General features: G+C 59.5%; 27 protein-coding genes and 4 tRNA genes. 12 read left to right on the top strand and 19 right to left on the bottom strand.

Annotated elements, in window-relative coordinates; genetic code table 11:
* From BM194_RS06575 to BM194_RS06560, 4 genes are all read right to left on the bottom strand, one after another.
* The coding region (locus BM194_RS06575; RefSeq protein ID WP_143097575.1) for a helix-turn-helix domain-containing protein at positions 1–282 on the bottom strand (282 nt) is incomplete at its 3' end.
* Positions 283–416: 134 nt separating this feature from the next.
* On the bottom strand, positions 417–2051 hold the full coding sequence (gene groL / locus BM194_RS06570) for a chaperonin GroEL (protein ID WP_092844942.1): 1635 nt from the start codon (positions 2049–2051) through the stop codon (positions 417–419).
* Positions 2052–2119: 68 nt separating this feature from the next.
* Positions 2120–2413 (bottom strand): co-chaperone GroES, encoded by a 294-nt coding sequence (locus tag BM194_RS06565; protein WP_043526490.1) that lies wholly within the window; start codon positions 2411–2413, stop codon positions 2120–2122.
* A 187-nt stretch (positions 2414–2600) separates the two neighbouring features.
* Positions 2601–3113, bottom strand: a complete 513-nt coding sequence (locus BM194_RS06560; protein ID WP_092844940.1) for an FxsA family protein — start codon at positions 3111–3113, stop codon at positions 2601–2603.
* Positions 3114–3279: 166 nt separating this feature from the next.
* Here BM194_RS06560 and BM194_RS06555 point away from each other — a divergent pair, with 166 nt between their 5' ends.
* A complete protein-coding gene (locus BM194_RS06555) occupies positions 3280–4041 on the top strand; it encodes an SDR family oxidoreductase (RefSeq protein WP_092844938.1) in 762 nt (253 codons plus the stop codon).
* A gap of 72 nt (positions 4042–4113) precedes the next feature.
* Here the strand turns inward: BM194_RS06555 and BM194_RS06550 are convergent, their stop codons facing one another.
* Positions 4114–4377: a ComEA family DNA-binding protein gene (locus BM194_RS06550; RefSeq protein ID WP_092844936.1), complete on the bottom strand. Its 264-nt coding sequence runs from the start codon at positions 4375–4377 to the stop codon at positions 4114–4116.
* Positions 4378–4580: 203 nt separating this feature from the next.
* Here BM194_RS06550 and pyrF point away from each other — a divergent pair, with 203 nt between their 5' ends.
* Positions 4581–5297, top strand: coding sequence for an orotidine-5'-phosphate decarboxylase (gene pyrF, locus BM194_RS06545; RefSeq protein WP_092844934.1), 717 nt, complete (start codon positions 4581–4583; stop codon positions 5295–5297).
* On the opposite strand, the gene lapB is transcribed toward pyrF, so the two are convergent.
* Genes lapB through BM194_RS06530 form a run of 3 tightly spaced genes read right to left on the bottom strand, consistent with a single transcriptional unit; the run spans position 5275 to position 7101 of the window.
* Positions 5275–6462 carry a lipopolysaccharide assembly protein LapB gene (gene lapB / locus BM194_RS06540; RefSeq protein ID WP_092844932.1) on the bottom strand — a complete coding sequence of 396 codons (1188 nt, stop codon included), beginning with the start codon at positions 6460–6462 and terminating at the stop codon, positions 5275–5277. The two genes, pyrF and lapB, sit on opposite strands and share 23 nt — an antisense overlap.
* Positions 6463–6768: a lipopolysaccharide assembly protein LapA domain-containing protein gene (locus tag BM194_RS06535; protein ID WP_092844930.1), complete on the bottom strand. Its 306-nt coding sequence runs from the start codon at positions 6766–6768 to the stop codon at positions 6463–6465.
* Positions 6769–6804: 36 nt separating this feature from the next.
* Entirely contained in the window at positions 6805–7101 is a 297-nt protein-coding gene (locus BM194_RS06530) for an integration host factor subunit beta (protein ID WP_092844928.1), read from the bottom strand.
* A gap of 201 nt (positions 7102–7302) precedes the next feature.
* Between BM194_RS06530 and BM194_RS06525 the strand changes: the two genes are divergently transcribed.
* Together BM194_RS06525 and BM194_RS06520 are read left to right on the top strand one after the other, a co-directional pair.
* Entirely contained in the window at positions 7303–7581 is a 279-nt protein-coding gene (locus BM194_RS06525) for an FAD assembly factor SdhE (protein WP_092844926.1), read from the top strand.
* A gap of 25 nt (positions 7582–7606) precedes the next feature.
* The gene (locus BM194_RS06520; protein WP_143097574.1) at positions 7607–7939 is read left to right on the top strand and encodes a hypothetical protein; all 333 of its coding nucleotides are present in this window, start codon (positions 7607–7609) and stop codon (positions 7937–7939) included.
* Here BM194_RS06520 and nadB read toward each other — a convergent pair.
* Positions 7928–9490, bottom strand: a complete 1563-nt coding sequence (gene nadB, locus BM194_RS06515) for an L-aspartate oxidase (RefSeq protein WP_092844922.1) — start codon at positions 9488–9490, stop codon at positions 7928–7930. The two genes, BM194_RS06520 and nadB, sit on opposite strands and share 12 nt — an antisense overlap.
* Before the next feature lie 287 nt (positions 9491–9777).
* Here nadB and BM194_RS06510 point away from each other — a divergent pair, with 287 nt between their 5' ends.
* The gene (locus BM194_RS06510) at positions 9778–10383 is read left to right on the top strand and encodes an exopolysaccharide biosynthesis protein (RefSeq protein ID WP_092844920.1); all 606 of its coding nucleotides are present in this window, start codon (positions 9778–9780) and stop codon (positions 10381–10383) included.
* Between the two features lie 97 nt (positions 10384–10480).
* Here the strand turns inward: BM194_RS06510 and BM194_RS06505 are convergent.
* The 6 genes from BM194_RS06505 to uvrY all read right to left on the bottom strand — a co-directional run bounded on the left by BM194_RS06505 (position 10481) and on the right by uvrY (position 13978).
* Positions 10481–10568 (bottom strand) — tRNA-Leu (locus BM194_RS06505).
* 36 nt (positions 10569–10604) lie between these two features.
* Positions 10605–10678: transfer RNA gene (locus tag BM194_RS06500), tRNA-Cys, on the bottom strand.
* Between the two features lie 16 nt (positions 10679–10694).
* A tRNA-Gly gene (locus BM194_RS06495) sits at positions 10695–10769 on the bottom strand.
* Positions 10770–10831: 62 nt separating this feature from the next.
* Positions 10832–11380: a CDP-diacylglycerol--glycerol-3-phosphate 3-phosphatidyltransferase gene (gene pgsA / locus BM194_RS06490; protein ID WP_092844918.1), complete on the bottom strand. Its 549-nt coding sequence runs from the start codon at positions 11378–11380 to the stop codon at positions 10832–10834.
* Between the two features lie 62 nt (positions 11381–11442).
* Positions 11443–13260 carry an excinuclease ABC subunit UvrC gene (gene uvrC / locus BM194_RS06485; RefSeq protein WP_092844916.1) on the bottom strand — a complete coding sequence of 606 codons (1818 nt, stop codon included), beginning with the start codon at positions 13258–13260 and terminating at the stop codon, positions 11443–11445.
* Positions 13261–13330: 70 nt separating this feature from the next.
* Positions 13331–13978 carry a UvrY/SirA/GacA family response regulator transcription factor gene (uvrY, locus tag BM194_RS06480; protein WP_092844914.1) on the bottom strand — a complete coding sequence of 216 codons (648 nt, stop codon included), beginning with the start codon at positions 13976–13978 and terminating at the stop codon, positions 13331–13333.
* Positions 13979–14235: 257 nt separating this feature from the next.
* On the opposite strand from uvrY, the gene BM194_RS06475 reads away from it, so the two are divergent.
* From BM194_RS06475 to BM194_RS06465, 3 genes are all read left to right on the top strand, one after another.
* A tRNA-Ala gene (locus tag BM194_RS06475) sits at positions 14236–14311 on the top strand.
* A gap of 343 nt (positions 14312–14654) precedes the next feature.
* Entirely contained in the window at positions 14655–15059 is a 405-nt protein-coding gene (locus tag BM194_RS06470; RefSeq protein ID WP_092844912.1) for a hypothetical protein, read from the top strand.
* A 99-nt stretch (positions 15060–15158) separates the two neighbouring features.
* Positions 15159–15755 carry a DUF4142 domain-containing protein gene (locus BM194_RS06465; RefSeq protein ID WP_177223359.1) on the top strand — a complete coding sequence of 199 codons (597 nt, stop codon included), beginning with the start codon at positions 15159–15161 and terminating at the stop codon, positions 15753–15755.
* A gap of 85 nt (positions 15756–15840) precedes the next feature.
* On the opposite strand, the gene BM194_RS06460 is transcribed toward BM194_RS06465, so the two are convergent.
* The 3 genes from BM194_RS06460 to argF form a co-directional block, all read right to left on the bottom strand.
* Positions 15841–16026 carry a hypothetical protein gene (locus tag BM194_RS06460; protein WP_092844908.1) on the bottom strand — a complete coding sequence of 62 codons (186 nt, stop codon included), beginning with the start codon at positions 16024–16026 and terminating at the stop codon, positions 15841–15843.
* Positions 16027–16140: 114 nt separating this feature from the next.
* Positions 16141–17196, bottom strand: coding sequence for an ABC transporter ATP-binding protein (locus BM194_RS06455; protein ID WP_092844906.1), 1056 nt, complete (start codon positions 17194–17196; stop codon positions 16141–16143).
* A gap of 4 nt (positions 17197–17200) precedes the next feature.
* The gene (gene argF, locus BM194_RS06450; RefSeq protein WP_092844904.1) at positions 17201–18118 is read right to left on the bottom strand and encodes an ornithine carbamoyltransferase; all 918 of its coding nucleotides are present in this window, start codon (positions 18116–18118) and stop codon (positions 17201–17203) included.
* A gap of 304 nt (positions 18119–18422) precedes the next feature.
* Here argF and BM194_RS06445 point away from each other — a divergent pair, with 304 nt between their 5' ends.
* On the top strand, positions 18423–18770 hold the full coding sequence (locus tag BM194_RS06445; RefSeq protein WP_092844902.1) for a Grx4 family monothiol glutaredoxin: 348 nt from the start codon (positions 18423–18425) through the stop codon (positions 18768–18770).
* 198 nt (positions 18771–18968) lie between these two features.
* Positions 18969–19607, top strand: coding sequence for an HPF/RaiA family ribosome-associated protein (locus tag BM194_RS06440; RefSeq protein ID WP_092844900.1), 639 nt, complete (start codon positions 18969–18971; stop codon positions 19605–19607).
* 93 nt (positions 19608–19700) lie between these two features.
* Here BM194_RS06440 and rnt read toward each other — a convergent pair whose 3' ends face one another.
* Entirely contained in the window at positions 19701–20366 is a 666-nt protein-coding gene (rnt, locus tag BM194_RS06435; RefSeq protein ID WP_092844898.1) for a ribonuclease T, read from the bottom strand.
* A gap of 211 nt (positions 20367–20577) precedes the next feature.
* Between rnt and BM194_RS06430 the strand changes: the two genes are divergently transcribed.
* Positions 20578–21798 carry an argininosuccinate synthase gene (locus BM194_RS06430; protein WP_092844896.1) on the top strand — a complete coding sequence of 407 codons (1221 nt, stop codon included), beginning with the start codon at positions 20578–20580 and terminating at the stop codon, positions 21796–21798.
* Between the two features lie 51 nt (positions 21799–21849).
* Complete coding sequence (locus BM194_RS06425) at positions 21850–22137, top strand: HlyU family transcriptional regulator (protein ID WP_092844894.1); 288 nt, start codon at positions 21850–21852, stop codon at positions 22135–22137.
* Positions 22138–22170: the final 33 nt, after the last annotated feature.

Genomic DNA, 22170 nt, shown 5'->3' with positions numbered 1-22170 from the left:
CTCGGCCAGACGCAGCTTCTCCTCAAGTTCCTTGATGCGCTGCTCCGGGGTCGGAGGCGATTTTGGCATGACAGGTCTCCTGGCGGCGCGCTCCGTGGCCCCGGGACGCCAGTCCTGGTGACCATAGCGACGCAACCACTGTAGTACCGTCGAGCGGCCCTGGATACCGTAGCGAGCCTGAGCCTGCTTGTAGGTCATCTCGCCGCGCTCGACCTGGTCTACCACCGTCTGTTTAAAGGCCAGGGTGTAGTCCCGCTGGGTGCGTTTAATGCGTTGATTCATCACGTTCTCCCAAGATAAGGGGCGGAACGTGTCAACTCTATTCAGGACAGGTCAGCCCAAACAAAAGAAGCCCTGCCAAGGTTGGCAGGGCTTCTCGATACTAGCAAAGGCTAGTGGGTTTGCCGGGTCGGCGATTACATCATGCCGCCCATGCCACCCATGCCGCCCATGTCCGGAGCGGCTTCCTTCTCTTCCGGATCTTCGGCGATCATCGCTTCGGTGGTGATCATCAGACCCGCCACGGAACCGGCAGACTGCAGCGCAGTACGGGTCACCTTGGCCGGGTCGAGTACACCCATCTCGAACAGATCGCCGTACTCGCCGGTCTGGGCGTTGTAGCCAAAGTTGCCTTCACCATCCTTGACGCGGTTGAGGATGACGGAAGCTTCTTCGCCGGCGTTGGTGACGATCTGGCGCAGCGGAGATTCCATGGCACGCAGGGCAATGGCGATACCGTGGGTCTGATCTTCGTTGTCGCCCTTGAGCTCCTGAATCTTGGTCAGGATGCGTACCAAGGCGGTACCGCCACCAGGCACGACACCTTCCTCGACGGCAGCACGGGTCGAGTGCAGGGCGTCTTCGACGCGAGCCTTCTTCTCTTTCATCTCGACTTCAGTCGCAGCACCGACGCGGATGACGGCAACACCGCCAGCCAGCTTGGCGACACGCTCCTGCAGCTTCTCGCGATCGTAGTCGGAAGACGTCTCTTCGATCTGGGCGCGGATCTGGCTGACACGCGCTTCGATGTCGCCCTCGGCACCGGCACCATCGATGATGGTAGTGTTTTCCTTGGACATGGTGATGCGCTTGGCGCTACCCAGGTGGTCCAGGTTGGCCTGCTCAAGGGTCAGACCGACTTCTTCGGAAATCACGGTACCGCCGGTCAGGATGGCGATATCCTGCAGCATTGCCTTGCGACGGTCGCCGAAGCCGGGCGCCTTGGCAGCCGCAACCTTGACGATGCCGCGCATGTTGTTCACGACCAGGGTGGCCAGCGCTTCGCCTTCGATATCCTCGGAGATGATCACCAGCGGCTTGCCGGCCTTGGCGACCGCTTCCAGTACCGGCAGCAGTTCGCGGATGTTGGAAATCTTCTTGTCGACCAGCAGCAGCAGGGCGTCTTCGAGTTCGACGGCCATGGTGTCCTGGTTGGTCACGAAGTAGGGCGACAGGTAGCCACGGTCGAACTGCATGCCTTCGACGACTTCCAGCTCGTCTTCGAAGCCACGGCCTTCATCGACAGTGATGACGCCTTCCTTGCCGACCTTTTCCATTGCCTCGGCAATGATCTGGCCGATACGGGCATCACCGTTAGCGGAGATGGTGCCGACCTGGGCGATGGCCTTGGAATCAGTGCAGGGCACGGCCAGCTGCTCGATTTCCTTGACGGCGGCGACGATGGCCTGATCGATGCCCCGCTTGAGGTCCATCGGGTTCATGCCGGCAGTCACGCCCTTCAGGCCTTCATTGACGATGGACTGAGCGAGAACGGTAGCAGTCGTGGTGCCGTCACCGGCCACGTCAGAGGTCTTGGAAGCGACTTCCTTGACCATCTGGGCGCCCATGTTCTCGAACTTGTCCTTGAGCTCGATTTCCTTGGCTACGGAAACGCCGTCCTTGGTGACAGTGGGGGCGCCAAAGGATTTCTCGAGAACGACGTTACGGCCCTTCGGACCCAAGGTGGCCTTCACGGCGTCGGCGAGAACATTGACACCACGCGCCATGCGCTTACGAGCGTCGTCTGAGAACTTGATCTGTTTCGCTGCCATTTTCTTTGCTTCCTGAAGTCAGTGCGATAAACAACGTTCAAAAATGAGAAGGGGCAAGACTAGCGCTATTAGCCTTCAACCACGGCGAGAATGTCGGACTCGCTCATGATCAGCACTTCTTCACCGTCGATCTTCTGCTTTTCTACGCCGAAACCTTCCTTGAAGATGACGGTATCGCCAACCTTGACGTCCAGCGGACGAACTTCCCCATTGTCGAGAATCCGGCCGTTACCGACGGCGAGCACTTCGCCACGAGTCGGCTTTTCCTGGGCGTTACCCGGGAGCACGATGCCGCCAGCGGTTTTCTGTTCTTCTTCAACGCGACGGACGACGACGCGATCGTGCAAGGGACGGATGTTCATTGCTCACGTTCTCCTGATGGTTGCATGACTCGAAATGCATGATCCCTGTCGAGCAAAGCTCAAGGGGTGAGAGGCCTTGGCCTCCCGGTGTTATTGGTCAATCGGCAATGCCGAATGACCGAATCCGTGTCTGATCCCCTTGATGGGGCCGGGCAAATTCCTTTCAAGGGCTGCCCTGAAAAAAAATTCAATAACGCGGCTCGTCCTTGGAAATGAAGTCGCCTTCGAGCGGAGTGCCTCCGTCGCGGCGCTCGTCGTGACGGGGCTGGTGGGTCGTCTCGTCGTTCTCGCGCGTCTGCTGCGACCAGCCCTCGCTGCCACGTGTATAGGTGGTCGAGGTGAAGCTTTGTACCTTGAAAGGGAGTCGGGACAGCAGTTTGCCCAGGAACTGGCGCGACGTAGGCAGTAGACACATGAAGCCCAGGGCGTCTGAGAGAAATCCAGGGGCCATGAGCAGGGCGCCACCGAAGATCAGCGCTGCGCCGGTCATCAGCTCGTTAGAGGGGATTTCTCCCTGGGCCAGGCGTTGCTGGGCTCGCTGAAAGGTAGCCAAGCCTTCGCGGCGCACCAAGTGCAGGCCCAGGAAGCCGGTGCCGAGTATGAGTAGCAACGTCATCAATAGGCCAATCTGGGCGCCGACCGAAAACAGGATGACAAAATCCAGCAGGGCGAACAGGGTGAAGGCAAAGAGAATCGGCATATACGCTCCGGATCGCGTGACTTATAGGGAAATGGTGGCGGAACCGGGGATTGCAAGTCCAGGCCGGTATCGAGTTCTCCCGCCTATGATCAATAGCGAGGAAGGGCGCAGCATGCTATGTTCGACATATTGCAGTGCACAATAGACGCTAGGGCAGGAGGAAGTCATGCAACTCGATGATGCAGTGATAGCCATAACGGGTGGCGCTCGTGGTTTGGGGCTGGCCATGGCCAGACAGCTCGGCGAGCGAGGCGCCCGATTGGCGTTGATTGACAGGGAAGGGGATGCACTGGATAAGGCAGTCAACACCCTGAAGGATGCAGGAATCGAGGCGCAAGCATTTGTGGCTGATGTCGCCGACGAAAAATCGGTCACCGAGACATTCAGTGCCATTCGTGAGCGAATGGGGGCGTTGTGCGGTCTAGTCAACAATGCGGGGATCACTCGAGACGGCTTGCTGGTCAAGGCCAAGGAAAGGCGAGTCGAGGGGCGCATGTCGCTCGAGCAGTGGCAGCAGGTGATCGATGTCAACCTGACAGGCGTCTTTCTCTGCGGGCGAGAGGCGGCCACGCAAATGATCGAGGCGGGTCACGAAGGGGTAATCGTCAACATCTCCAGCATTTCCCGGGCGGGAAACATGGGCCAGAGCAATTATGCGGCGACCAAGGCAGGCGTAGCTGCCCTGACCGTGACCTGGGCCAAGGAGCTGGCGCGCTACGGCATTCGGGTCGGCGCAGTGGCGCCCGGATTCATAGAGACCGAGATGACTTCGTCGATGCGTCCGGAAATCCTCGAGAAAATTACCAAGGGCGTTCCGCTGGGGCGGCTGGGACAGCCAGAGGATATCGCCGACAGCGTACGGTACATTTTCGAGAATGCCTATTTCAGTGGGCGAGTCATCGAGTGTGATGGTGCGTTGCGCATCTAGTGCCAGCAGTGGCAGGCACGCTGTGCATCGAATGATGCCTGTGCCTGCCTTTATGCATGCCGGCGTGGCTACTTAGGTACCGGCTTGGGCACGCAGTCCTTCGATCGTGGCAGCGCCGATACCGTTGACGCGATCGAGTTCCTCGACGCTGGCGAAGGGGCCATTGGCCGTACGGTCTTCCACGATGGCCTGCGCCTTGGTGGCGCCGATACCCGGCAGTTGCGACAAGGTCTCGACATCGGCGGTATTGATATTGACCGTGGCTTCCTGCGCCATGGCCAGGGAGGCGCTGCCGAGCAACAGGCTGAAGATTGCCACCTTTAGCAAGCTTTTCATCTCATATCCTTTTTTCTTTTCGATAGGCAATGATTATTGCCGGTCCTACCCTAATTCGATGGACGATTCGGTAATAGCGTCATTGCCGCCGAATGATGTAAGCCATTGTCCCGACGAGACGACGTCATGGCTCGCATTGAGGTTGCATGCCGACCTTGGGGTGTCGCTGGTATACTGGCGCCGAACACTGCCCTGGAGTCGCCATGCCTTCCCCAATCTCTCCCTTGATCATTGCGCTTGACTACGCCTCGTTGGATGCCGCGCTGTGCATGGCGGATCGCCTCGATCCGCGTCGCTGCCGTGTCAAGGTCGGCAAGGAGTTATTCACGCGCAGTGGACCGGACATTCTCGAAGCGCTCCACGGTCGTGGATTCGAGGTGTTTCTGGATCTCAAGTTTCACGACATTCCCAATACCGTGGCCAGTGCTGTCCAGGCGGCCGCAGAGCAGGGCGTATGGATGGTCAACGTCCATGCTTCGGGGGGGCGTCGCATGATGACAGCCGCGCGCGAGAGGCTGGAAACGCACAATCTCGACACGCGATTGATTGCCGTGACCGTGCTGACCAGCATGGAGCGCAGCGATCTCGCCGAGACCGGTCTCGATATCGAGCCGATGGAGCAGGTGGAGCGACTGGCTGCGCTGGCCCTGGCGAGCGGTATGGATGGCGTGGTCTGTTCGGCACGGGAGTCTGCACGCATACGCGAGATTTGCGGCGACAGCTTCCTCAAGGTAACGCCAGGCATTCGTCCTGCCAATGGCGAGGCTGGGGACCAGCGCCGAATCATGACGCCGGCCGATGCCATGGCGGCAGGCAGCACGCATCTGGTCGTCGGTCGCCCGGTGACGCAGGCGGACGACCCCATGGCAGCATTGGTTGCCATCGAGCAAGAATTGGCTACTCGCCCTCAAGGCCAGTAATCGGCTTGGTAGTGCCCCAGTGTCGACAGCTGGGGCATTGCCAGAGCAGTTGGCCTCCCGAAAAACCGCAGCGCTGGCAACGAAAACGCGGTCGTGCAGCGAGCAGTTTCTCGGTGTGCTGCTTGAGCAAGGCGATTCGTTCACGTTGCGGTGCGTCCGTGGTGTCGAGCAGCGAAAGATCCATAAGGTAATCGATCCCCCGCAGGCTGGGCGTGCTGGCCAACTGCTCGCTGACCAGGCGCGTTGCTTCCTCGATGCCCTCGCGGCGTTCCACCAGCTCCGCCAGCATCAGCACGGCGCTTATGTGCGGCGTGGCCGCGACCGACTGACGAAGGTACTGCTCCAGGCCAGGCTCGTTTTCCAGCTTGTAAAAGGCGTCACGCATTGGCTCGAGGACGACCGGGGCAAAGTCACGATCCTGCTCGGGAATTCTGCTGAGGAAGCGAATTTCCGCCTTGTAGTTGCCGGTTTCCTGTTCGAGTCGTGCCAGCAACCAATTGGCTCTGACGCAACATTCGTCGATGGACAACGCCTGTCGCAGCCGTTTGCGTGCCAGGGCAGGGCTCGCCGATTGCATATCCAACTGGGCCAACTCGCAATGCCAGTGTGCCGCCGCCCGTCGGATATCCTGGTCCTGGCGTACCATCTGGGGCAAAGCGACGTCCAGCGCCTGTTGCCATTCTCGCTCGCGTTCGAACAGATCCACGAGCAAGCGCCGGGCTGCCTGGCGCATGGTGTCGTTCTGGGTATCGCGCATTACTTGCTGCAACAGGCGTTCGGAGCGGTCGAGCAGGCCAAGATGCAGAAAGTCACGAGCCAGTTCCAACTGGACCTGGTCACTCTGAGCGTTGGTCAGCGAGGGCCTGGCAAGCAGGTTCTGATGTATCTTGACAGCACGGTCGGCTTCGCCCCGTGAACGAAACAGGTTGCCCAAGGCGATGTGGGTTTCGATGGTATCGCTGTTGACTTCGAGCGCCTGGACGAAAGTCTCTATGGCTCGATCGGGCTGCTCATTGAGCAGGTAATTGAGCCCGACGAAATAATCGCGGGACAGGCTGGCTTGCTGCTGCGACTGGCGGTGTGGCTTGATCGCCTCGCGGCGTCCCAGCCACCAGCCAATGGCAATTGCTGCCAACAGCAGGGCCAGCAGCAGCAGGTCGGGCATTTAGGGAATTTCCTTGAACTCCTGAATGCGGAGACGATCGAGCTCCTTGCGCTGCTGTTGGTTGTGACGCTGGGCACGGGTCAACAGCGTGCGCAGGCGCAGGTAGACGCCGGTCATCGCCAGCATGCCCAGAAGTACGCCACAAGCCAGGGCAACGAGTAACCAGAGCGATAGCGAGGCAGGAGGCAGCTCGACCCAGATAAGATTCAGTGGCAGCGCCTGCTGGTTATTCACGGCGAAGAGAATGCCTAGCAGCAAGACTACCAGCAGAATGGCGGCCAGCAGCAACCCTTTAAGCCAACGCATAGCAATATCCTTTTCGAATTCGGTCTCGTCCGGGAATCAATAGCCAAGCGCTCGGCTGGCATTGACCTGTTCCCGCAGTTCCTTGCCCGGCTTGAAGTGTGGCACGTATTTGCCATCGAGATCGACAGGTTCGCCGGTCTTTGGGTTGCGGCCTAGCCGTGGCTCGCGATAGTGCAGCGAAAAACTGCCGAAACCACGTATTTCAACACGGCCACCGTCAGCCAGGGCATCAGTGATGTCGTCGAGTATGATACGTACCGCTGCCTCGACTTCCTTGATGGACAGCTCTGGCTGTCGCATGGCGATCTGTTCGATCAACTCGGACTTGGTCATCGATATCTCCGTGCGGCATGGCCTGCCCAGCAGGCGGCATGTGTTGTTGTTTTGTTCAGCATACTGCGTAAACCGTGAGAAAACAACGCACTAGCCAGACAACAAACACCATGCCATTCGAAGGCGAGCAGCGGCAATATCGTACCCCGAAAGGCTCGGGTATACTGCCGCGACATTCATCCGAGACACAAGGGGCCCCTGGTGAGCGAAGATACTGCCCTCAAGCGCCTGTACTGGCATTCCCGGCGTGGCATGTGGGAGCTCGACTTGCTGCTGCTGCCTTTTCTGGAGCATCGCTATCCCGATCTGGACGACGCCGACAAGGCGGCCTATCGCGCCCTGATCGAGGAAGAGGATCAGGATCTGTTCATATGGTTGATGCGCCGGGAGTGGCCCGAGAATGACGCATTGCGTCGTATCGTGAAAATGATCGTCGAGTATGCTGAAACGACCAGTAACGATCAGTATCGCACCCTCTGACTGGCAGCGGCGGACAACCTGGATAATGGCCGTTGTCGTGTGCTTGCTTCTTGCTGTCTATGGACCGCCGTGGCTAATGGTCACGGCGGTTCTTGGTTTTGGCCTGGTGCTGCTGCGAGAGCACAGGCAGCAAAGGTCATGGCAACTGCGCTGGGTTCCCGGGGAAGAAGGTGGGTGGCAGCAGCGAGCCATGACCTGCGGCGAGTGGCGTGATGTCTCGCTGCGCTGTACCTACCTCGGTCGCTGGTTCATCGGGGTGCAAGTGGCCGGCCATCATTGCTGGTTGTGGCCCGACAGCGCTCCCGCCCAGGAGCGCCAGGCCCTGCGGCGCGTGCTGCTTTGGCAATCAGCGTCGTGATATCCGCGAGGGGGTCGGCTCGGGTTGATGATGTGGGCAGTCGCGGTTGAAGTGAAGCCCGCGCGATTCGCGCCTGGCGCTGGCAAGCTCCAGCATCATGCTGGCGAGGCTCAGCATGTGCCGCAGCCTGAAGTGAGCAAGCCTGACAGGCTGGTCCAGCCCCAGATAGCTATATTCGTCATGCAGTTTACCTAGGGCGCAGCGGCCTGCCGCCAGGCCCGCGTCGCTGCGCACGATTCCCGCACTGTCGCTCATGATGCGTCGCAAGGCGTGTACTGCGGTGTCTATGCCCTCGTGCACACAGCTCCCTTGAAGATTCGGTAGGTTGATGGGCCGAAGCTCGCTCTTGCCGGCGGGCTGGCGCATCGCCTGGGCTGCCGAGCGAGCATAGACCAGGCATTCCAGCAGGGAGTTGCTGGCCATGCGGTTGGCACCATGCAGGCCGGTATAGGCCACTTCGCCAATCGCATAAAGATGGGGGATATCACTTTTGCCGTTGGTATCGGTAGCGATCCCGCCGCAGCTGTAATGCGCCGCGGGGACCACCGGAATGGGCTGGCGGGTGATATCCAGCCCTCGGCTCAGGCAATGGGCATGGATGGTCGGGAAGTGCTCGCGAATTGCCTTGGCGTCCAGATGGGTAATGTCCAGCAGGACGTGCTCCGCCGCACCTTTCAGTATCTCGCCGTGAATGGCGCGCGCCACGATATCGCGAGGTGCCAGTTCGGCCCTGGCATCATAATCGGGCATGAAACGATGCCCATCGATGGTGCGCAACAGGCCGCCTTCGCCGCGTACCGCTTCGCTGATCAGAAAGGGCGTGCCTGCCGGATCGTAGAGGCAAGTAGGGTGAAACTGCTGGAACTCGAGATTCATCAGCGTGGCGCCGAGTTCGGCTGCCATGGCCATGCCTTCGCCGCAGGCAGGAGAGGGGCTGGTAGTGTGGAGATACAGCCCGCTCGCCCCTCCGGTGGCAAGTACGGTATCTCGCGCCACCAGTGCGAATGCCTGGTCATGGTCATCCAGGCAGAGCGCACCGCAGCAGTGGCCCTCCTCATTGCGGAGCAGTTGGGCCGCACTCAGACGGTCGATGACGTGGATTCCGGACGCTTGCCGGACGCGTTCCGTCAATGTGTCGATGAGAGCCTGCCCGGTGGCATCAGCAGCATGGATGATGCGGCGCGCCCCGTGTCCGCCTTCACGTGTCAGGTGGTAAGGGTAACGGGCCTCCATTGCCGTATCCGGGGTGAACGGAACGCCCAGCGAAATCAGCCAGTCGATCGCCTCATGCCCGTGCTCTACGGTAAAGCGCACGGCGCTTTCATCGCATAATCCATCTCCCGCGACCAGCGTATCCTGGACATGGGCTTCGATGGCATCCTGGGGGTCGAGTACCGCGGCGATGCCGCCCTGGGCCCAGCGGCTGGCGCCCAGGGCGCTCAAACCGGGATTCAGCAGGGTCACATCGCGGTAATTGGCGGCTTCCAGCGCCAGGGTCAGGCCGGCGACGCCACCACCGATGATGAGAAGATCATGTTCGCTGTGCGTCATGCTTACCGGTCCTGGCTCTATCATTGGGTTGCTATCTTGGGCCGGCTCATAAGGAGACGTCGGCAAAGGCGGGAGGATCAACGGGTATGAATCGCGCCGATAGCGGCGATCCGGACCGCTCTCGTGCCAGCCGAGCCGGCGCGCGGCGTGACGTTATTCTGCTATAGGGGGTGGCAAATGCCAAGGCGCTACAATTATCAGTAGCTTAGCAATTCCTCGCCGTACGCCTTTGGTGGGGCCGCGCGTGTTAACCTGATATCAGTCAGGGACGAACAGGAATAGTCAGGATGACGAACCACGATGCAGAGCAGGCGCCCGAAGATCTAGAAGGCTTGTTGGACTTTCTCGAGGGGGCTGGCAAAGAGGTCGACGCCGACTCCATCAGTGTGGAAACCATGCTCAATGCCGTTGGCTCGCGCTCGTTCGGGGCCATGCTGCTCGTACCCGGGCTGCTGGTGTTTTCTCCCCTTAGCGGTATCGTCGGGCTACCGACACTATGTGGCTTGCTGGTGCTCTTGATTGCTGGGCAATTGTTGGCCGGCAGAAAACATTTCTGGTTGCCTCGCTGGTTATTGAGGCGCTCGGTTCCACGCAAGCGATTTCTCAAGGCGCTACGGTTTCTGCGTCCCGCTGCCCGTTGGGTCGACAAGCTGATCAAACATCGTCTGACGATGCTGACGCATGGCGCGGCGACCTGGGTGGTGGCCGTTATCTGTATCCTCATTGCGCTGAGCATGCCGGTGCTGGAACTGGTGCCGTTTGCCAATAGCCTGTCGGGAGCGGCGCTGGCCGCCATCGGGCTGGGGCTTATCGCACGCGACGGGTTGCTGGTCGTATTGACCGTGGCTGTCTACCTGATGGGGCTTGGAGCCATTGCATACCAGTTCATGTAATCACGTTGTGTTAGCGCAAGTGATTGCTTGGTAGCCATGTGGAGCTATGACATAGCCAAATTGGCCAAATAAAAGCGGGAGGGGAAGCAACTGATCTTGGTGCCCGGAGCCGGGCTCGAACCGGCACGGAGTCAACCTCCGAGGGATTTTAAGTCCCTTGCGTCTACCAATTTCGCCATCCGGGCGGGGATTGGGTGGGCCGGTCAGGCCGAGCGAAAAAATGGAGGCTGGAGTCGGAATCGAACCGGCGTACACGGAGTTGCAGTCCGCTGCATAACCACTCTGCCATCCAGCCTCAATGAGTCTTCGTTTGGAGCGGGAAACGAGATTCGAACTCGCGACCCTCGCCTTGGCAAGGCGATGCTCTACCACTGAGCTATTCCCGCTTGACTCGGAGACGCATTCTACAGATAAGTGCGCGTCTGTCAAACGTTTAACGCCATTTTAGTCACATCGAGCGGGAGAGTTCCGGCCAGGCAGCGCGCAGGTACTGGTACATTGACCATAGCGTCAGAATGGCGGCGGCATAAAGCGTCGCCACGCCAATGTTGGCAATGATGCTACCTGGCAGGAAGCCGAGCAACAGCAGCAGGGCGATCATCTGCAGCGTCGTCTTGACCTTGCCGACCCAGGAGACGGCAACGCTGCCTCGCTTGCCCATTTCGGCCATCCATTCACGTAATGCGGAAATCACGATTTCGCGTCCAATGATGACCAGTGCCGGCAGGGTCAGCCAGATCGATTCGTAGCGCTCGATCAGCAGTGCCAAGGCAACGGCGACCATGACCTTGTCGGCCACCGGATCGAGAAAGGCCCCGAAAGGTGTGCTCTGGTCCCAGCGCCGGGCCAGATAGCCGTCCAGCCAGTCCGTGATGGCTGCCAGGCCGAACAGGGCGGCCGTCACTGGCAGGCTCCAGGCGTAGGGAAGGTAGAACAGTAGAACCAGCAGCGGAATGAACACGATACGCGCGAGCGTAAGGATATTGGGAATATTCATTGATGTATCGTGGGTCCCTTGCCAGTGGTCAAAAACGGTTATTCTATCTGTTGCGTTGTGTCTCATCCATGCAACGCCTGGTGAATGGATGCGGCGAGGCTGGCGCTGATCCCCGGGACACGGGCCAGTTCGTCACGCGTGGCGTGACGCACCCCTTGCAGGCCGCCAAAGAACTTCAGCAGCTCGCGCCGGCGCTTGGGGCCGACGCCAGGGATGTCCTGTAGCGTCGAGGTACGCCGGGCCTTGTCACGACGCTGTCGATGCCCGGTGATGGCGAAACGGTGCGCTTCGTCACGTATGTGCTGAATCAGGTGCAGGGCCGGTGAACCGCTTTCCAGGCTCAGCGTGTTGTCGACCGTCTCCAGAAACAGCGTTTCCAACCCGGCCTTGCGCGTGGTGCCCTTGGCCACGCCGATCAGGCGAACATCGGTTACGCCGAGTTCCTGGAGTACCTCGCGCGCCATGTTGAGCTGGCCCTTGCCGCCATCGATCAACAGGATATCTGGCCGCTTGCCGTCTTCCTGCTGCTGCAGGCGCTTGAAGCGCCGGGTCAGCGCCTGGCGCATGGCGGCGTAGTCGTCGCCGGCAGCCACGCCTTCGATATTGAAGCGGCGGTAATCGGATTTGACGGGGCCTTCCTGATCGAACACCACGCAGGATGCCACCGTCGCCTCGCCGTGGCTATGGCTGATATCGAAACACTCTAGCCGATGGGGGGGCTGCTCCATGCCGAGTGCTGAGCGTAGTGTCTCGAAGCGCTTGGACAACTGGGATCGATTGGCCAGTTGGGTGCCCAGGTACTGCTCGGCATTGGTGATAGCCAGCTGCTGCCACTGGGCGCGGTAACCACGTACCTGATGCGCGACACGAATGCGCTTGCCGGCATGCTCCGACAGGGCGGCCTGCAGGATGTCGTTATCAGGCAGTGCATGGCTGGTTATCACTTCCGCCGGTAATTCACGGCCCTGGCCCAGGTAGTACTGGCTGACGAACTCGCCAAGAAGCTCGTCTGGCGTCAGGTCGAGGCCGTTTTCCGGGGTATGGTGTCGTGCGCCGAGCATGCGGCCCTGGCGAACGGTCAGCACGCTGACGCACAGTCCGCCCGGGCGTTCAGCCAGGGCAAAGATATCGGCATCGCTGGCGTCGGTGTCGACGACCTGGCGCTCCTGCAGGCGGCGCAGGTGCTGAACCTGATCACGCAGCCGGGCGGCTTCCTCGAAATCGAGGGCATGGCTGGCCGCTTCCATGGCTGCCGTTAATTGGTTCGTGACCTGCTCGCTCTTGCCTTCCAGACACATGACCGCGTGCTCAAGATCGCGGCGATAGTCTTCCTGGCTGATGTAATCCACGCAGGGCGCACTGCAGCGGCCAATCTGATACTGCAGGCAGGGCCGGGTACGGTGGGCGAATACCGTGTCCTCGCAGTTGCGGATGCGAAAGATCTTCTGCATCAGAGCCAGGCTTTCACGCACTGCGTTGGAACTGGTGTAAGGACCCAGGTAGCGGCCATCGTTGCGCTTGCTGCGGGCTCGCTTGAACTCCAGGGCAGGGTAGGGATGCCGGTCGCTGGCAAACACATACGGATAGGATTTATCGTCGCGCAGCAGAATATTGTAGGGCGGACGCAACTCCTTGATCAGCGTCTGCTCCAGAAGCAGCGCTTCTGTCTCGCTGCGGGTGATGGTCACCTGTATGTCGGCGATGCGTGCTACCAGCGCCTGGGTCTTGGTATTGAGCGCCCCCCGGAAATAGCTGGCCAAGCGTGCCTTTAGACGCTTGGCCTTTCCTACATAAAGGACGTTGCCTTGGTCATCCTGCATCCGGTAGACACCGGGTGCTTCGCTGACCGTCTTGAGAAAGTGCTTCGCGTCGAAACTCATGCCACCGTTGGACCGTTAGACTGAATCGGCAGGAGCCGGATCGCCAGCCAGCCGCGTGGCGGATAGCGAATCACTCGTCGTTACTGTAGCCGTCCACCAGCCCGTAACGCAGCCCCAGATGCGTCAATTCGACATCGGACTGCACCCCAAGTTTCTCGAAGATGCGGTAGCGATAGGTATTGACGGTCTTGGGGCTGAGGAAGAGCCGATCGGAAATATCGCTAACCTTGTGACAGTTGACGATCATCATGGCCACCTGCAACTCGCGACTGGACAGTTGATCGAAGGGATTGTCCTGAGCGTCGAGCTTGGCCAGCACGAGACGCTGGGCGATCTCCGGGCTGATGTAGCGTTGACCTATATGAATGGTACGTATGGCACGCACCATCTCCTCGAGTTCGCTGCCCTTGCTGATGAAGCCGCTGGCCCCTGCATCCAGCAGGCGCTGGGCGAAGGTTTCCTCGAGATAGGCCGTAAGTACAACGACCTTGATATCCGACATGCCGCGAACGATCTTGCGGGTCGCTTCCAGACCGCCAATGCCGGGCATGCGAATATCCATCAGCACGATGTCGGGGCGCAGGGCGCGTGATTGGCTAATAGCCTCCTCGCCATCGGCAGCTTCGCCGATGACTTGCAGTCCCTCCTCCTCATTCAGCATGCGAGCGATGCTGGTACGGACGAGGTGATGGTCGTCTGCGACTAGAACCTTGATCAAGTTCGCTCCTGGCATAGCATCGGTTGGTTCAGGCGTCAGCCTCAGGCCGAAGCGGGATCATAATTGTACTGAGTAGCGAAACGATGATCTACTGTATAGCATCGTTTCGCTGGGCTTGACTCCACGGTGACGAGTCCCTATGATACGCACCGTTCCGACGGCAACGCAGCAACCGGCTGCAGGTCGATTATTGAAGCATAGGCTTTTGTTGTCGGACACCACTCACCTGTAGAAATAGCATTTTCTAGGGTGTTGATGGGGCCTTAGCTCAGCTGGGAGAGCGCAACGCTGGCAGCGTTGAGGTCACCGGTTCGATCCCGGTAGGCTCCACCAAAAAGTTTCAAGAAATCATCCGCTTAGAGCATATGCTCAGGCGGATTTTTTCGTGCGCAAGCCTCGGCCCCCGCGGATTCTTGATACCCATCGCCCTCTTTCTTGAAGCCCACCTTTGTCATCGGGTCTCATCGCTTCGGCTAGCTGAATTTTCTCCAATATTGCAGATAATCCATCATCGATATTGGCAGAATTTTTCAGAACCAGCGGAGCTGGTCGACTCGTTTTTCGCTTGATTCACCATTGCTTATACCAAAGCGTCAATCGCCAGACTGGCCACACTGGGGAGAGCTCTGCTAGCGTAATTAAGTGTAATTAATTTCGGTATCAGGGAGGTCTCCTTATGAGATTGGTACATGGCGCGCAGGGATGGCGTCTGGCTTTTTTCATAGGCTTCGTCGCATTTTCGGGGCTTTGCCAGGCCTCGGGCACTATGGAAAAAACCTCCAACGAAGACGGAAATATTCAACAAAAAAAGTATGAGAAAATTGGGGAAGAAAAACTAATTTCCCAGGGAGTCAGTGCGGTCAGGCAACTGGTAGAAAATGGCAATAAGGCAAGTTTTCGATACCTTTATATCAATCATGATATGGAAAATCCCATTCTCTGCGGCGAGGTCAACCAGCCGGTGACGGGCAAAGCCTCATCCGGCTATCAGCGATTCGTTCATGACATGGGCACAGGAACGTTGGGGTTCGAAAACGAATCGACAGCTTTTCCGCTGACGTGGCAGGTTTTCTGCGACTGACCCAACCTGCCGCAACACCCTTGTTCTCGGTCCGGGGATCGCCCAAACTCAGCAAGCATGAGGCTAACAATCCAACGTTACATCAGCAGGGAGGCTGTCATGCAACGACGTAGCGGTGTCTTTCGTCCGGCCATTGTTGCTCTGGGTGTCTTTCTCGGGCTTGCTGCGACAGGGTGCAGCACGCCCAGTCAGAGCGAACCCGAGACAAACACGGCGACCACTGCAGAGATCAAGCCCGAGTCGATGACAAGCGGTGAAATCCTGTACGTCCTCGAGACAATCAATCTGGGTGAGGCCGAGCAGGCAGAACTCGCCCTGCAGCATTCGCGCAATAACGAAGTCACTCAGTTGGCGCGCCGCATCCTGCAGGACCATACTGCGTCAAGTCAGGCGGTGGACGAGCTTGAGCAGGCCGTGGAAACCGACACCGAGAGTGCCTCGAGCTCGATTAGCGAAGGCATCCAGTTTCAGGTCAACGCATTTCTCGAAGACATGGCTGGGCTGACCGGTTACGAATTCAACAAGACGTACCTGGAAAAGCAGGTCGTGTTGCACGAGGTATCGCTGGATGTCGTACGCACCCAGTTGATTCCCGGCGCTGACGAGCCGGCAGTGCTCGACTATCTGGAAAGCTACCGGGATATGCTCGAGAAGCACCGCGAGCAGGCACAGCAGAGTCTAAAAGACGTGCTATAGGGAAGCTTGTCGCAAGCGCCAACGAATGCGCCCCGGCCAAAAGGCGGGGCGCATGTCGGTCTTGGCGATATCGTTGAAAGGGTTGTCAGGCTCCGCCGATGCCGCGGATGACATAGCCCGATCCCCCGCAATCGGGGCATTCCTTGCCTTCCAGCTGACCGGTGCCATCGCAGGCACGGCAGATGTCTTCCCCGGTGCCGGGAGTGCCTGGCTCGGCTTCGTCACCCGGTTCCATGCCTTCATTCCGTTCCTGATCGTCGTTCGTCACCATGTCATGCCTCCTTTGGCGCTCCCTGGCTATCGAAAAATACGCTCATGTCCAGAACGCACCTTCCTAAGCTAGAAGTGAATCGGGGCAATGACCAGTCGGTAGGGCTGCCTCGAGTCACGCTGCGCCGTGTCTCTCGAACAGGATGAGGTGCCGCGGATCCAGCCGGATTGGAACATGCTCACCGGCCTGGAATTCATGATTGCCGAATGCGGCCTCGACCACCTGGCGTGAGGGCAGCCTCAGCCGATAGAGCGTCGTGGCGCCGGCGAAGATACATTCCTCAACGATCGCCGCTTGTGAGCTGTGTTCGTCGAGCACGATGTCATCGGGGCGAAGCAGTACATCGACGGGCATGCCGGGAGCGTAGGGGTAGGCGCGGTTGCCCTGAATCAGCCCCAGTTCGGTATCGACTCGGTCCTGTTCGCACATGGTGCCGGGCAAGAAGAGCCCCTGGCCGATGAAGCTGGCCACGAAGCGTGTCGTGGGCTCGTGATACAGGTTGTAGGGAGTATCCCACTGCTGCAGTTGGCCGTTGTTGAGGATGCCGACCTGATCGGCCAGTGCAAAGGCTTCCTGCTGGTCATGGGTGACGAGGATGGCGCTGATACCGAGTTGCTTGAGGATGCGGCGAACATCCTGACTCAACTGCCGACGCAGTTCGACATCGAGGTTGGAAAATGGCTCGTCGAGTAGCAGTAATCGCGGCTGGGGCGCCAGGGCCCTGGCCAGGGCGACCCGTTGCTGCTGACCGCCGGAAAGTTCGTGCGGGTAACGGTTGGCTAGCGAAGTCAGGCCAACCAGTTCTAGCATCTCGTCGACACGTTCGCTGCGCTTGCCGGTGGGCAGACGGCGCAGCCCGAAAGCAACATTGTCTTTCACCGAAAGATGCGGAAACAGCGCATAGTCCTGAAAGACCATGCCCACCTGGCGCTTTTCCGGGGCAATCAGCTTGCCTGGAGCGGAAAGGGTCTTGGCATCGAGTGTGATGGTCCCGGCGGCGATCGGCTCGAAGCCGGCAATGGCACGCAACAATGTTGTCTTGCCACAGCCGGAGGGGCCCAGCAGACAGCAGATATCACCGCTGTTCAGCGTGAATGAGACGTGCCGGGTAACGACCGTGTCGTCGTAACGGCACTCGATATCCCGAACCTGAAGCAGCGGCTCTGACATGGGCTTACTCGACACGTCCGAGGAGCAGGAACTCGAGCAGGGCCTTCTGGGCATGCAAACGGTTGCCGGCTTCCTGCCAGACCACGGCACGCGGGTCGTCGAGCAGGGTCTCGCTGATTTCCTCGCCGCGATGGGCTGGCAGACAGTGCAGGAAGAGTACCTCGTCGGCGGCCTTGTCGAGCATGGCCTCGGTCACCTGGAAACCGGCAAAGGCGCGTTCCCGTTCGGCCTGTTCTTCTTCCTGGCCCATGGAGGCCCACACGTCGGTCGTGATCAGGTGGGCGTCGGCCACGGCTTCCTGGGGATCGCGTAACAGCGTGACGCGGTCGCCGGCAGCTTGCAGTATCGCGGGATCGGGATCGTAACCTTCGGGGCAGCACACCCTGAGCTGGAAATCGAACTGTCTGGCGGCGTTGATCCATGAGTGACACATGTTGTTGCCATCACCGATCCAGACGGCCGTCTTGCCTTTCACGCTACCGCGGCACTCAGTCCAGGTCATGACATCGGCCAGCAGCTGGCAGGGATGGTAGTCATCGGTAAGGGCGTTGATCACCGGTACCGTGCTTGCCTTGGCGAACGTCTCCAGGCCGGTATGAGAAAAAGTCCGGATCATGACGGCATCGACCATTTCCGAGAGGACCCGTGCGGTATCCTCGATTGGTTCACCTCGGCCAAGCTGGGTGTCACGCGGTGATAGAAACAGAGCATGGCCGCCGAACTGTGCCATGGCGGTTTCGAATGATACACGGGTCCGCGTCGATGACTTCTCGAAGATCATCGCCAGGGTGCGGTTGGTGAACGGTGTATACGTGGGCCCGTGAGTCTTGAGGCCAATCTTGATGCTGATGGCCCGGCGAATCAGGTAGGCAAGCTCTTCCGGTGTCAGGTCCAGCAGGGTCAGAAAGTGGCGTGTCGCCATGGCAAGCTCCTGTCATCGACATACCGCTAACGAAAAAGGCGCCGAGGGAGCGGGAGCTGCACCGTCGGCGCCCGGGCCACGACATCTGAATGTCTGACCGCGCGAAAGGGAACCATCCTATCCAGTGGCGGGTCACAGCGCAACGCACGCAAGGCATTCATGTGCCTGCGGGGGCTGCTTTCAGCCTGCGGCATCAGTAGAATGAGACATACGCAATCATTCATCCGGTAAGCGGCATCGCGCAGGCCTGGTTGTTATCGAGCTGCCCGGTGTCAAGGCCCGGAGTTAAGGAAAGGAACGCCACATGAGTACCACTCTGGAGAACATCAAGCAGCAGATCAGTGAAAACCCCATCCTGATCTACATGAAGGGAACGCCGCAGCTTCCGCAGTGTGGCTTTTCCGCACAGACCGTCCAGGCACTGATGGCCTGCGGCGAACGCTTTGCCTTCGTCAACGTGCTGGACAATCCCGATATCCGTGCCGAATTGCCCAAGTACGCCAACTGGCCGACTTTCCCGCAATTGTGGGTGCATGGTGAATTGGTCGGCGGCTGCGACATCGTGGTCGAGATGTACCAGAACGGTGAGCTCGAGACGTTGATCAAGGACGCTGCTGCCAAGAGCAATGCGGAGCAGGGCGACAACGCCTGATTTGCCTCTGGCACATCGTATGGATGAGGCCTGCGGGGGATTCCCCGCAGGCCTTTCTGTATGCACGGATTGATACGTTTGGATACGAAATTAGCGTTTCCACGTCATTGAAAAGACTGACCTCCACAGCCACGCTGGTTGAGTGAGCAGCTGAGACGCATCGGCTGGCAACGTGAGCATGATCAGGGAGGTATATACATGCAGGTTCCACTGGAAATTACCTATAACCATGTTTCCCGCTCCGACTGGATCGATGATTACATCAAGTCGCGTGTCGACAAGCTCGAACACTTGAGCGACAACATCGTCGCGTGTCGCGTCGTGGTCGAGCAGACCCAGAATCCGCACCGGACCGGTAACCCGTACCGTGCTCACATCGAAGTTTCCTTGCCCGCCAAGCGTGAGTTGGTAGCAGACAAGACAGAGACGGTGACCGATCCGCAGGTACAGCTACGTCCGATCATTCGCCACGCCTTCGAAGCGATGGAAAAGCAGTTGAAGAAGGAAAACGGCAAGCGCGGGGGTAGGAAGGTCAAGCACTACGAGGGTGACGAGCCGGTGCCACCGGTCGCCACCGTAGTACGCAAGTTCGAGGAAGACGGCTATGGCTTTCTCAAGAACCTCAGCGGCGAAGAAATTTATTTCCATCGCAACGCCGTGCTGCACAACGATTTCCAGCGGCTGACCGTAGGTACCCAGGTGCGTTTCGAACCCGAGGAGGGCGAGAAGGGGCCTCAGGCCAGTACGGTGCAGATCATCGACAAGCCCGGGGTGGCCGGGGCGCATGATGTCGAGAACGATGTCAGCCAGGCTGCCGGCTGGGGGCGTCACCACTGACACTGGTACTGCAAGACAATCTGGGCCCGGAAGACGCTCGTCTCCGGGCCCTGTGGGTCATGACTATGGGGTTGTTTACCGGCGCTTGACGGCTCAGTCGCCTTCCATGCCCTGCTCACGCTGGGCCAGGTCCCACCCCCCCATATCCTTGAACCGGTTGACGATGGCGCAAAACAGCTCTGCGGTACGCTCGGTATCGTAGCGTGCCGAATGGGCGGCGGAATTGTCGAACTCGATGCCTGCCGCACGGCAGGCCCGGGCGAGGACGGTCTGGCCGTAGACTAGCCCCGACAGGGTGGCGGTATCGAAACTGGAAAACGGGTGGAAGGGGTTGCGCTTGATGCCGCAGCGATTCACGGCAGCATTCAGGAAGCCGTGGTCGAACGAGGCATTGTGGCCGACCAGTATCGCCCGCGTGCACTGGTTGGCCTTGATCGCCTTGCGCACCGGCCGGAATATTTCTCCCAGCGCCTGGGACTCCATGAGGGCCATGCGCTTGCGCAGGGGGTTGTCGATGTCGATACCGGTGAAGTCCAGGGCCGCCTGCTCGATATTCGCGCCCTCGAAGGGCTCGACATGAAAGGCATAGGTCGCATCGGGCAATAGATTGCCTTGAGCATCCATGGTCAGGGTGACAGCGGCGATCTCCAGAATGGCATCGCGCTCGGCGTTGAATCCGCCGGTTTCCATATCTACCACTACCGGCAAAAAACTGCGAAAGCGCTGAGCCATCAGCACGTGGGCGTTCGCCTCGGTCATGCACCTCTCCCAATACAGCGTCGATGGATTGCGGTCGCCCCGCGCCACAATGGCCGTGAGTTTAGCATCTTTGACGACTCGGCGTCCCGACCGGCGGTGTTCGTCGCTGACGCCGGGCGTTATACTTGGGCGATCGAACGTCAGGTCCGGCCACAGTGCGGCCGGGCGCTGCTGCCCCATCGCGTCAAGCCAGAGAGTTAAGGAGCCCCGCATGTCCGATGTGAAAAAGGTCGTCCTCGCCTATTCCGGCGGCCTGGACACCTCAGTGATCGTCAAGTGGTTGCAGGAAACCTACGACTGCGAGGTCGTGACCTTCACCGCTGACATCGGTCAGGGCGAAGAAGTCGAGCCGGCTCGCACCAAGGCCCAGGCATTGGGCGTGAAGGAAATCTACATCGAAGACCTTCGCGAAGAGTTCGTGCGAGACTACGTCTACCCAATGTTCCGCGCCAATACCATCTATGAAGGCGAGTACCTGCTGGGCACCTCCATCGCACGTCCGCTGATCGCCAAGCGCCTGATCGAGATTGCCAACGAGACCGGGGCCGACGCCATCTCCCATGGCGCGACCGGCAAGGGCAACGACCAGGTGCGTTTCGAACTGGGCGCCTACGCCCTCAAGCCAGGTGTCAAGGTCATCGCGCCGTGGCGCGAGTGGGACCTGACCTCGCGCGAGAAGCTCATGAACTACTGTGAGCAGCACAATATTCCGGTCGATTTCTCCAAAAGCAAGAAGAAGTCACCGTACTCCATGGATGCCAACCTGCTGCACATCTCCTATGAGGGCGGCATTCTGGAAGACCCCTGGGCAGAGGCCGAGGAAGACATGTGGCGCTGGAGCGTTTCCCCGGAAGCCGCACCCGATCAGCCCACCTACATCGAGCTCTCCTACGAGAAGGGCGATATCGTTGCCATCGACGGTGAGCGCCTGGCGCCGCACGAGGTACTGGCCAAGCTCAACAAGTTGGGTGGCGACAACGGCATCGGCCGCCTCGACATCGTCGAGAACCGCTATGTGGGCATGAAGTCGCGCGGCTGCTACGAAACGCCGGGGGGCACCATCATGCTGCGCGCCCATCGCGCCATCGAATCGATCACCCTCGACCGCGAGGCCGCGCACCTCAAGGACGAGTTGATGCCCAAGTACGCCGAGACTATCTACAACGGCTACTGGTGGAGTCCCGAGCGCAAGATGCTGCAGGCGGCCATCGACGAGACCCAGCAGTACGTCAATGGCGTGGTACGCATGAAGCTGTACAAGGGCAGCGCCAGTGTGGTCGGACGCAAGTCGGAGCAATCACTGTTTGACGAGTCCATTGCCACCTTCGAGGATGATGCAGGCGCCTACAATCAGAAGGATGCCGAAGGCTTCATCAAACTCAATGCGCTGCGCTTGCGCATTGCGGCAGGCAAGGGGCGTAACGCCGGCTGAGGAAAGGCCGGACGACATGGCTTGGTAGATACCAGATACCAGGGAGGTGGCATGCTCAAGAAACTGATCGATGGCCTGTTTCGCAGTGGCGATGTCAGCGCCGAAGAGATACCGGCAACGGATTATCGCGGTTACCTGATCACGCCGGACCCGCAGGATGCTGGCGGCCAGTACCGGGTCAGTGGCTGGATCCGCAAGCCGGTCGAAGGCGGCCAGACTCTCGAGCATCGTTTCGAGCGCTCGGACATGGTCGGTAGCCGTGAGGCGTGTATCGAGTTGACCATCGACAAGGCCGAACGGTTCATCGACGAGCGTGGCGACGATATCTTTACGAGTTGATCGTCAGGCCTGCCTGCAAGAGACGGCACCCTA

Origin of the sequence: Modicisalibacter xianhensis (genome assembly GCF_900113605.1) — a bacterium.
Lineage (GTDB): Bacteria > Pseudomonadota > Gammaproteobacteria > Pseudomonadales > Halomonadaceae > Modicisalibacter > Modicisalibacter xianhensis.
The sequence above is the reverse complement of the archived record's forward strand: the minus strand, read 5'-3'. Positions and strand labels throughout refer to the sequence as shown.

What these genes read in the sequence shown, in the direction of transcription:
- groL (WP_092844942.1), bottom strand. Translation starts at nt 2,051, where the DNA reads ATGGCAGCGAAACAGATCAAGTTCTCAGACGACGCTCGTAAGCGCATG.
- BM194_RS06565 (WP_043526490.1), bottom strand. Translation starts at nt 2,413, where the DNA reads ATGAACATCCGTCCCTTGCACGATCGCGTCGTCGTCCGTCGCGTTGAA.
- BM194_RS06560 (WP_092844940.1), bottom strand. Translation starts at nt 3,113, where the DNA reads ATGCCGATTCTCTTTGCCTTCACCCTGTTCGCCCTGCTGGATTTTGTC.
- BM194_RS06555 (WP_092844938.1), top strand. Translation starts at nt 3,280, where the DNA reads ATGCAACTCGATGATGCAGTGATAGCCATAACGGGTGGCGCTCGTGGT.
- BM194_RS06550 (WP_092844936.1), bottom strand. Translation starts at nt 4,377, where the DNA reads ATGAAAAGCTTGCTAAAGGTGGCAATCTTCAGCCTGTTGCTCGGCAGC.
- pyrF (WP_092844934.1), top strand. Translation starts at nt 4,581, where the DNA reads ATGCCTTCCCCAATCTCTCCCTTGATCATTGCGCTTGACTACGCCTCG.
- lapB (WP_092844932.1), bottom strand. Translation starts at nt 6,462, where the DNA reads ATGCCCGACCTGCTGCTGCTGGCCCTGCTGTTGGCAGCAATTGCCATT.
- BM194_RS06535 (WP_092844930.1), bottom strand. Translation starts at nt 6,768, where the DNA reads ATGCGTTGGCTTAAAGGGTTGCTGCTGGCCGCCATTCTGCTGGTAGTC.
- BM194_RS06530 (WP_092844928.1), bottom strand. Translation starts at nt 7,101, where the DNA reads ATGACCAAGTCCGAGTTGATCGAACAGATCGCCATGCGACAGCCAGAG.
- BM194_RS06520 (WP_143097574.1), top strand. Translation starts at nt 7,607, where the DNA reads ATGGCCGTTGTCGTGTGCTTGCTTCTTGCTGTCTATGGACCGCCGTGG.
- nadB (WP_092844922.1), bottom strand. Translation starts at nt 9,490, where the DNA reads ATGACGCACAGCGAACATGATCTTCTCATCATCGGTGGTGGCGTCGCC.
- BM194_RS06510 (WP_092844920.1), top strand. Translation starts at nt 9,778, where the DNA reads ATGACGAACCACGATGCAGAGCAGGCGCCCGAAGATCTAGAAGGCTTG.
- pgsA (WP_092844918.1), bottom strand. Translation starts at nt 11,380, where the DNA reads ATGAATATTCCCAATATCCTTACGCTCGCGCGTATCGTGTTCATTCCG.
- uvrC (WP_092844916.1), bottom strand. Translation starts at nt 13,260, where the DNA reads ATGAGTTTCGACGCGAAGCACTTTCTCAAGACGGTCAGCGAAGCACCC.
- BM194_RS06470 (WP_092844912.1), top strand. Translation starts at nt 14,655, where the DNA reads ATGAGATTGGTACATGGCGCGCAGGGATGGCGTCTGGCTTTTTTCATA.
- BM194_RS06465 (WP_177223359.1), top strand. Translation starts at nt 15,159, where the DNA reads ATGCAACGACGTAGCGGTGTCTTTCGTCCGGCCATTGTTGCTCTGGGT.
- BM194_RS06460 (WP_092844908.1), bottom strand. Translation starts at nt 16,026, where the DNA reads ATGGTGACGAACGACGATCAGGAACGGAATGAAGGCATGGAACCGGGT.
- BM194_RS06455 (WP_092844906.1), bottom strand. Translation starts at nt 17,196, where the DNA reads ATGTCAGAGCCGCTGCTTCAGGTTCGGGATATCGAGTGCCGTTACGAC.
- argF (WP_092844904.1), bottom strand. Translation starts at nt 18,118, where the DNA reads ATGGCGACACGCCACTTTCTGACCCTGCTGGACCTGACACCGGAAGAG.
- BM194_RS06445 (WP_092844902.1), top strand. Translation starts at nt 18,423, where the DNA reads ATGAGTACCACTCTGGAGAACATCAAGCAGCAGATCAGTGAAAACCCC.
- BM194_RS06440 (WP_092844900.1), top strand. Translation starts at nt 18,969, where the DNA reads ATGCAGGTTCCACTGGAAATTACCTATAACCATGTTTCCCGCTCCGAC.
- rnt (WP_092844898.1), bottom strand. Translation starts at nt 20,366, where the DNA reads ATGACCGAGGCGAACGCCCACGTGCTGATGGCTCAGCGCTTTCGCAGT.
- BM194_RS06430 (WP_092844896.1), top strand. Translation starts at nt 20,578, where the DNA reads ATGTCCGATGTGAAAAAGGTCGTCCTCGCCTATTCCGGCGGCCTGGAC.
- BM194_RS06425 (WP_092844894.1), top strand. Translation starts at nt 21,850, where the DNA reads ATGCTCAAGAAACTGATCGATGGCCTGTTTCGCAGTGGCGATGTCAGC.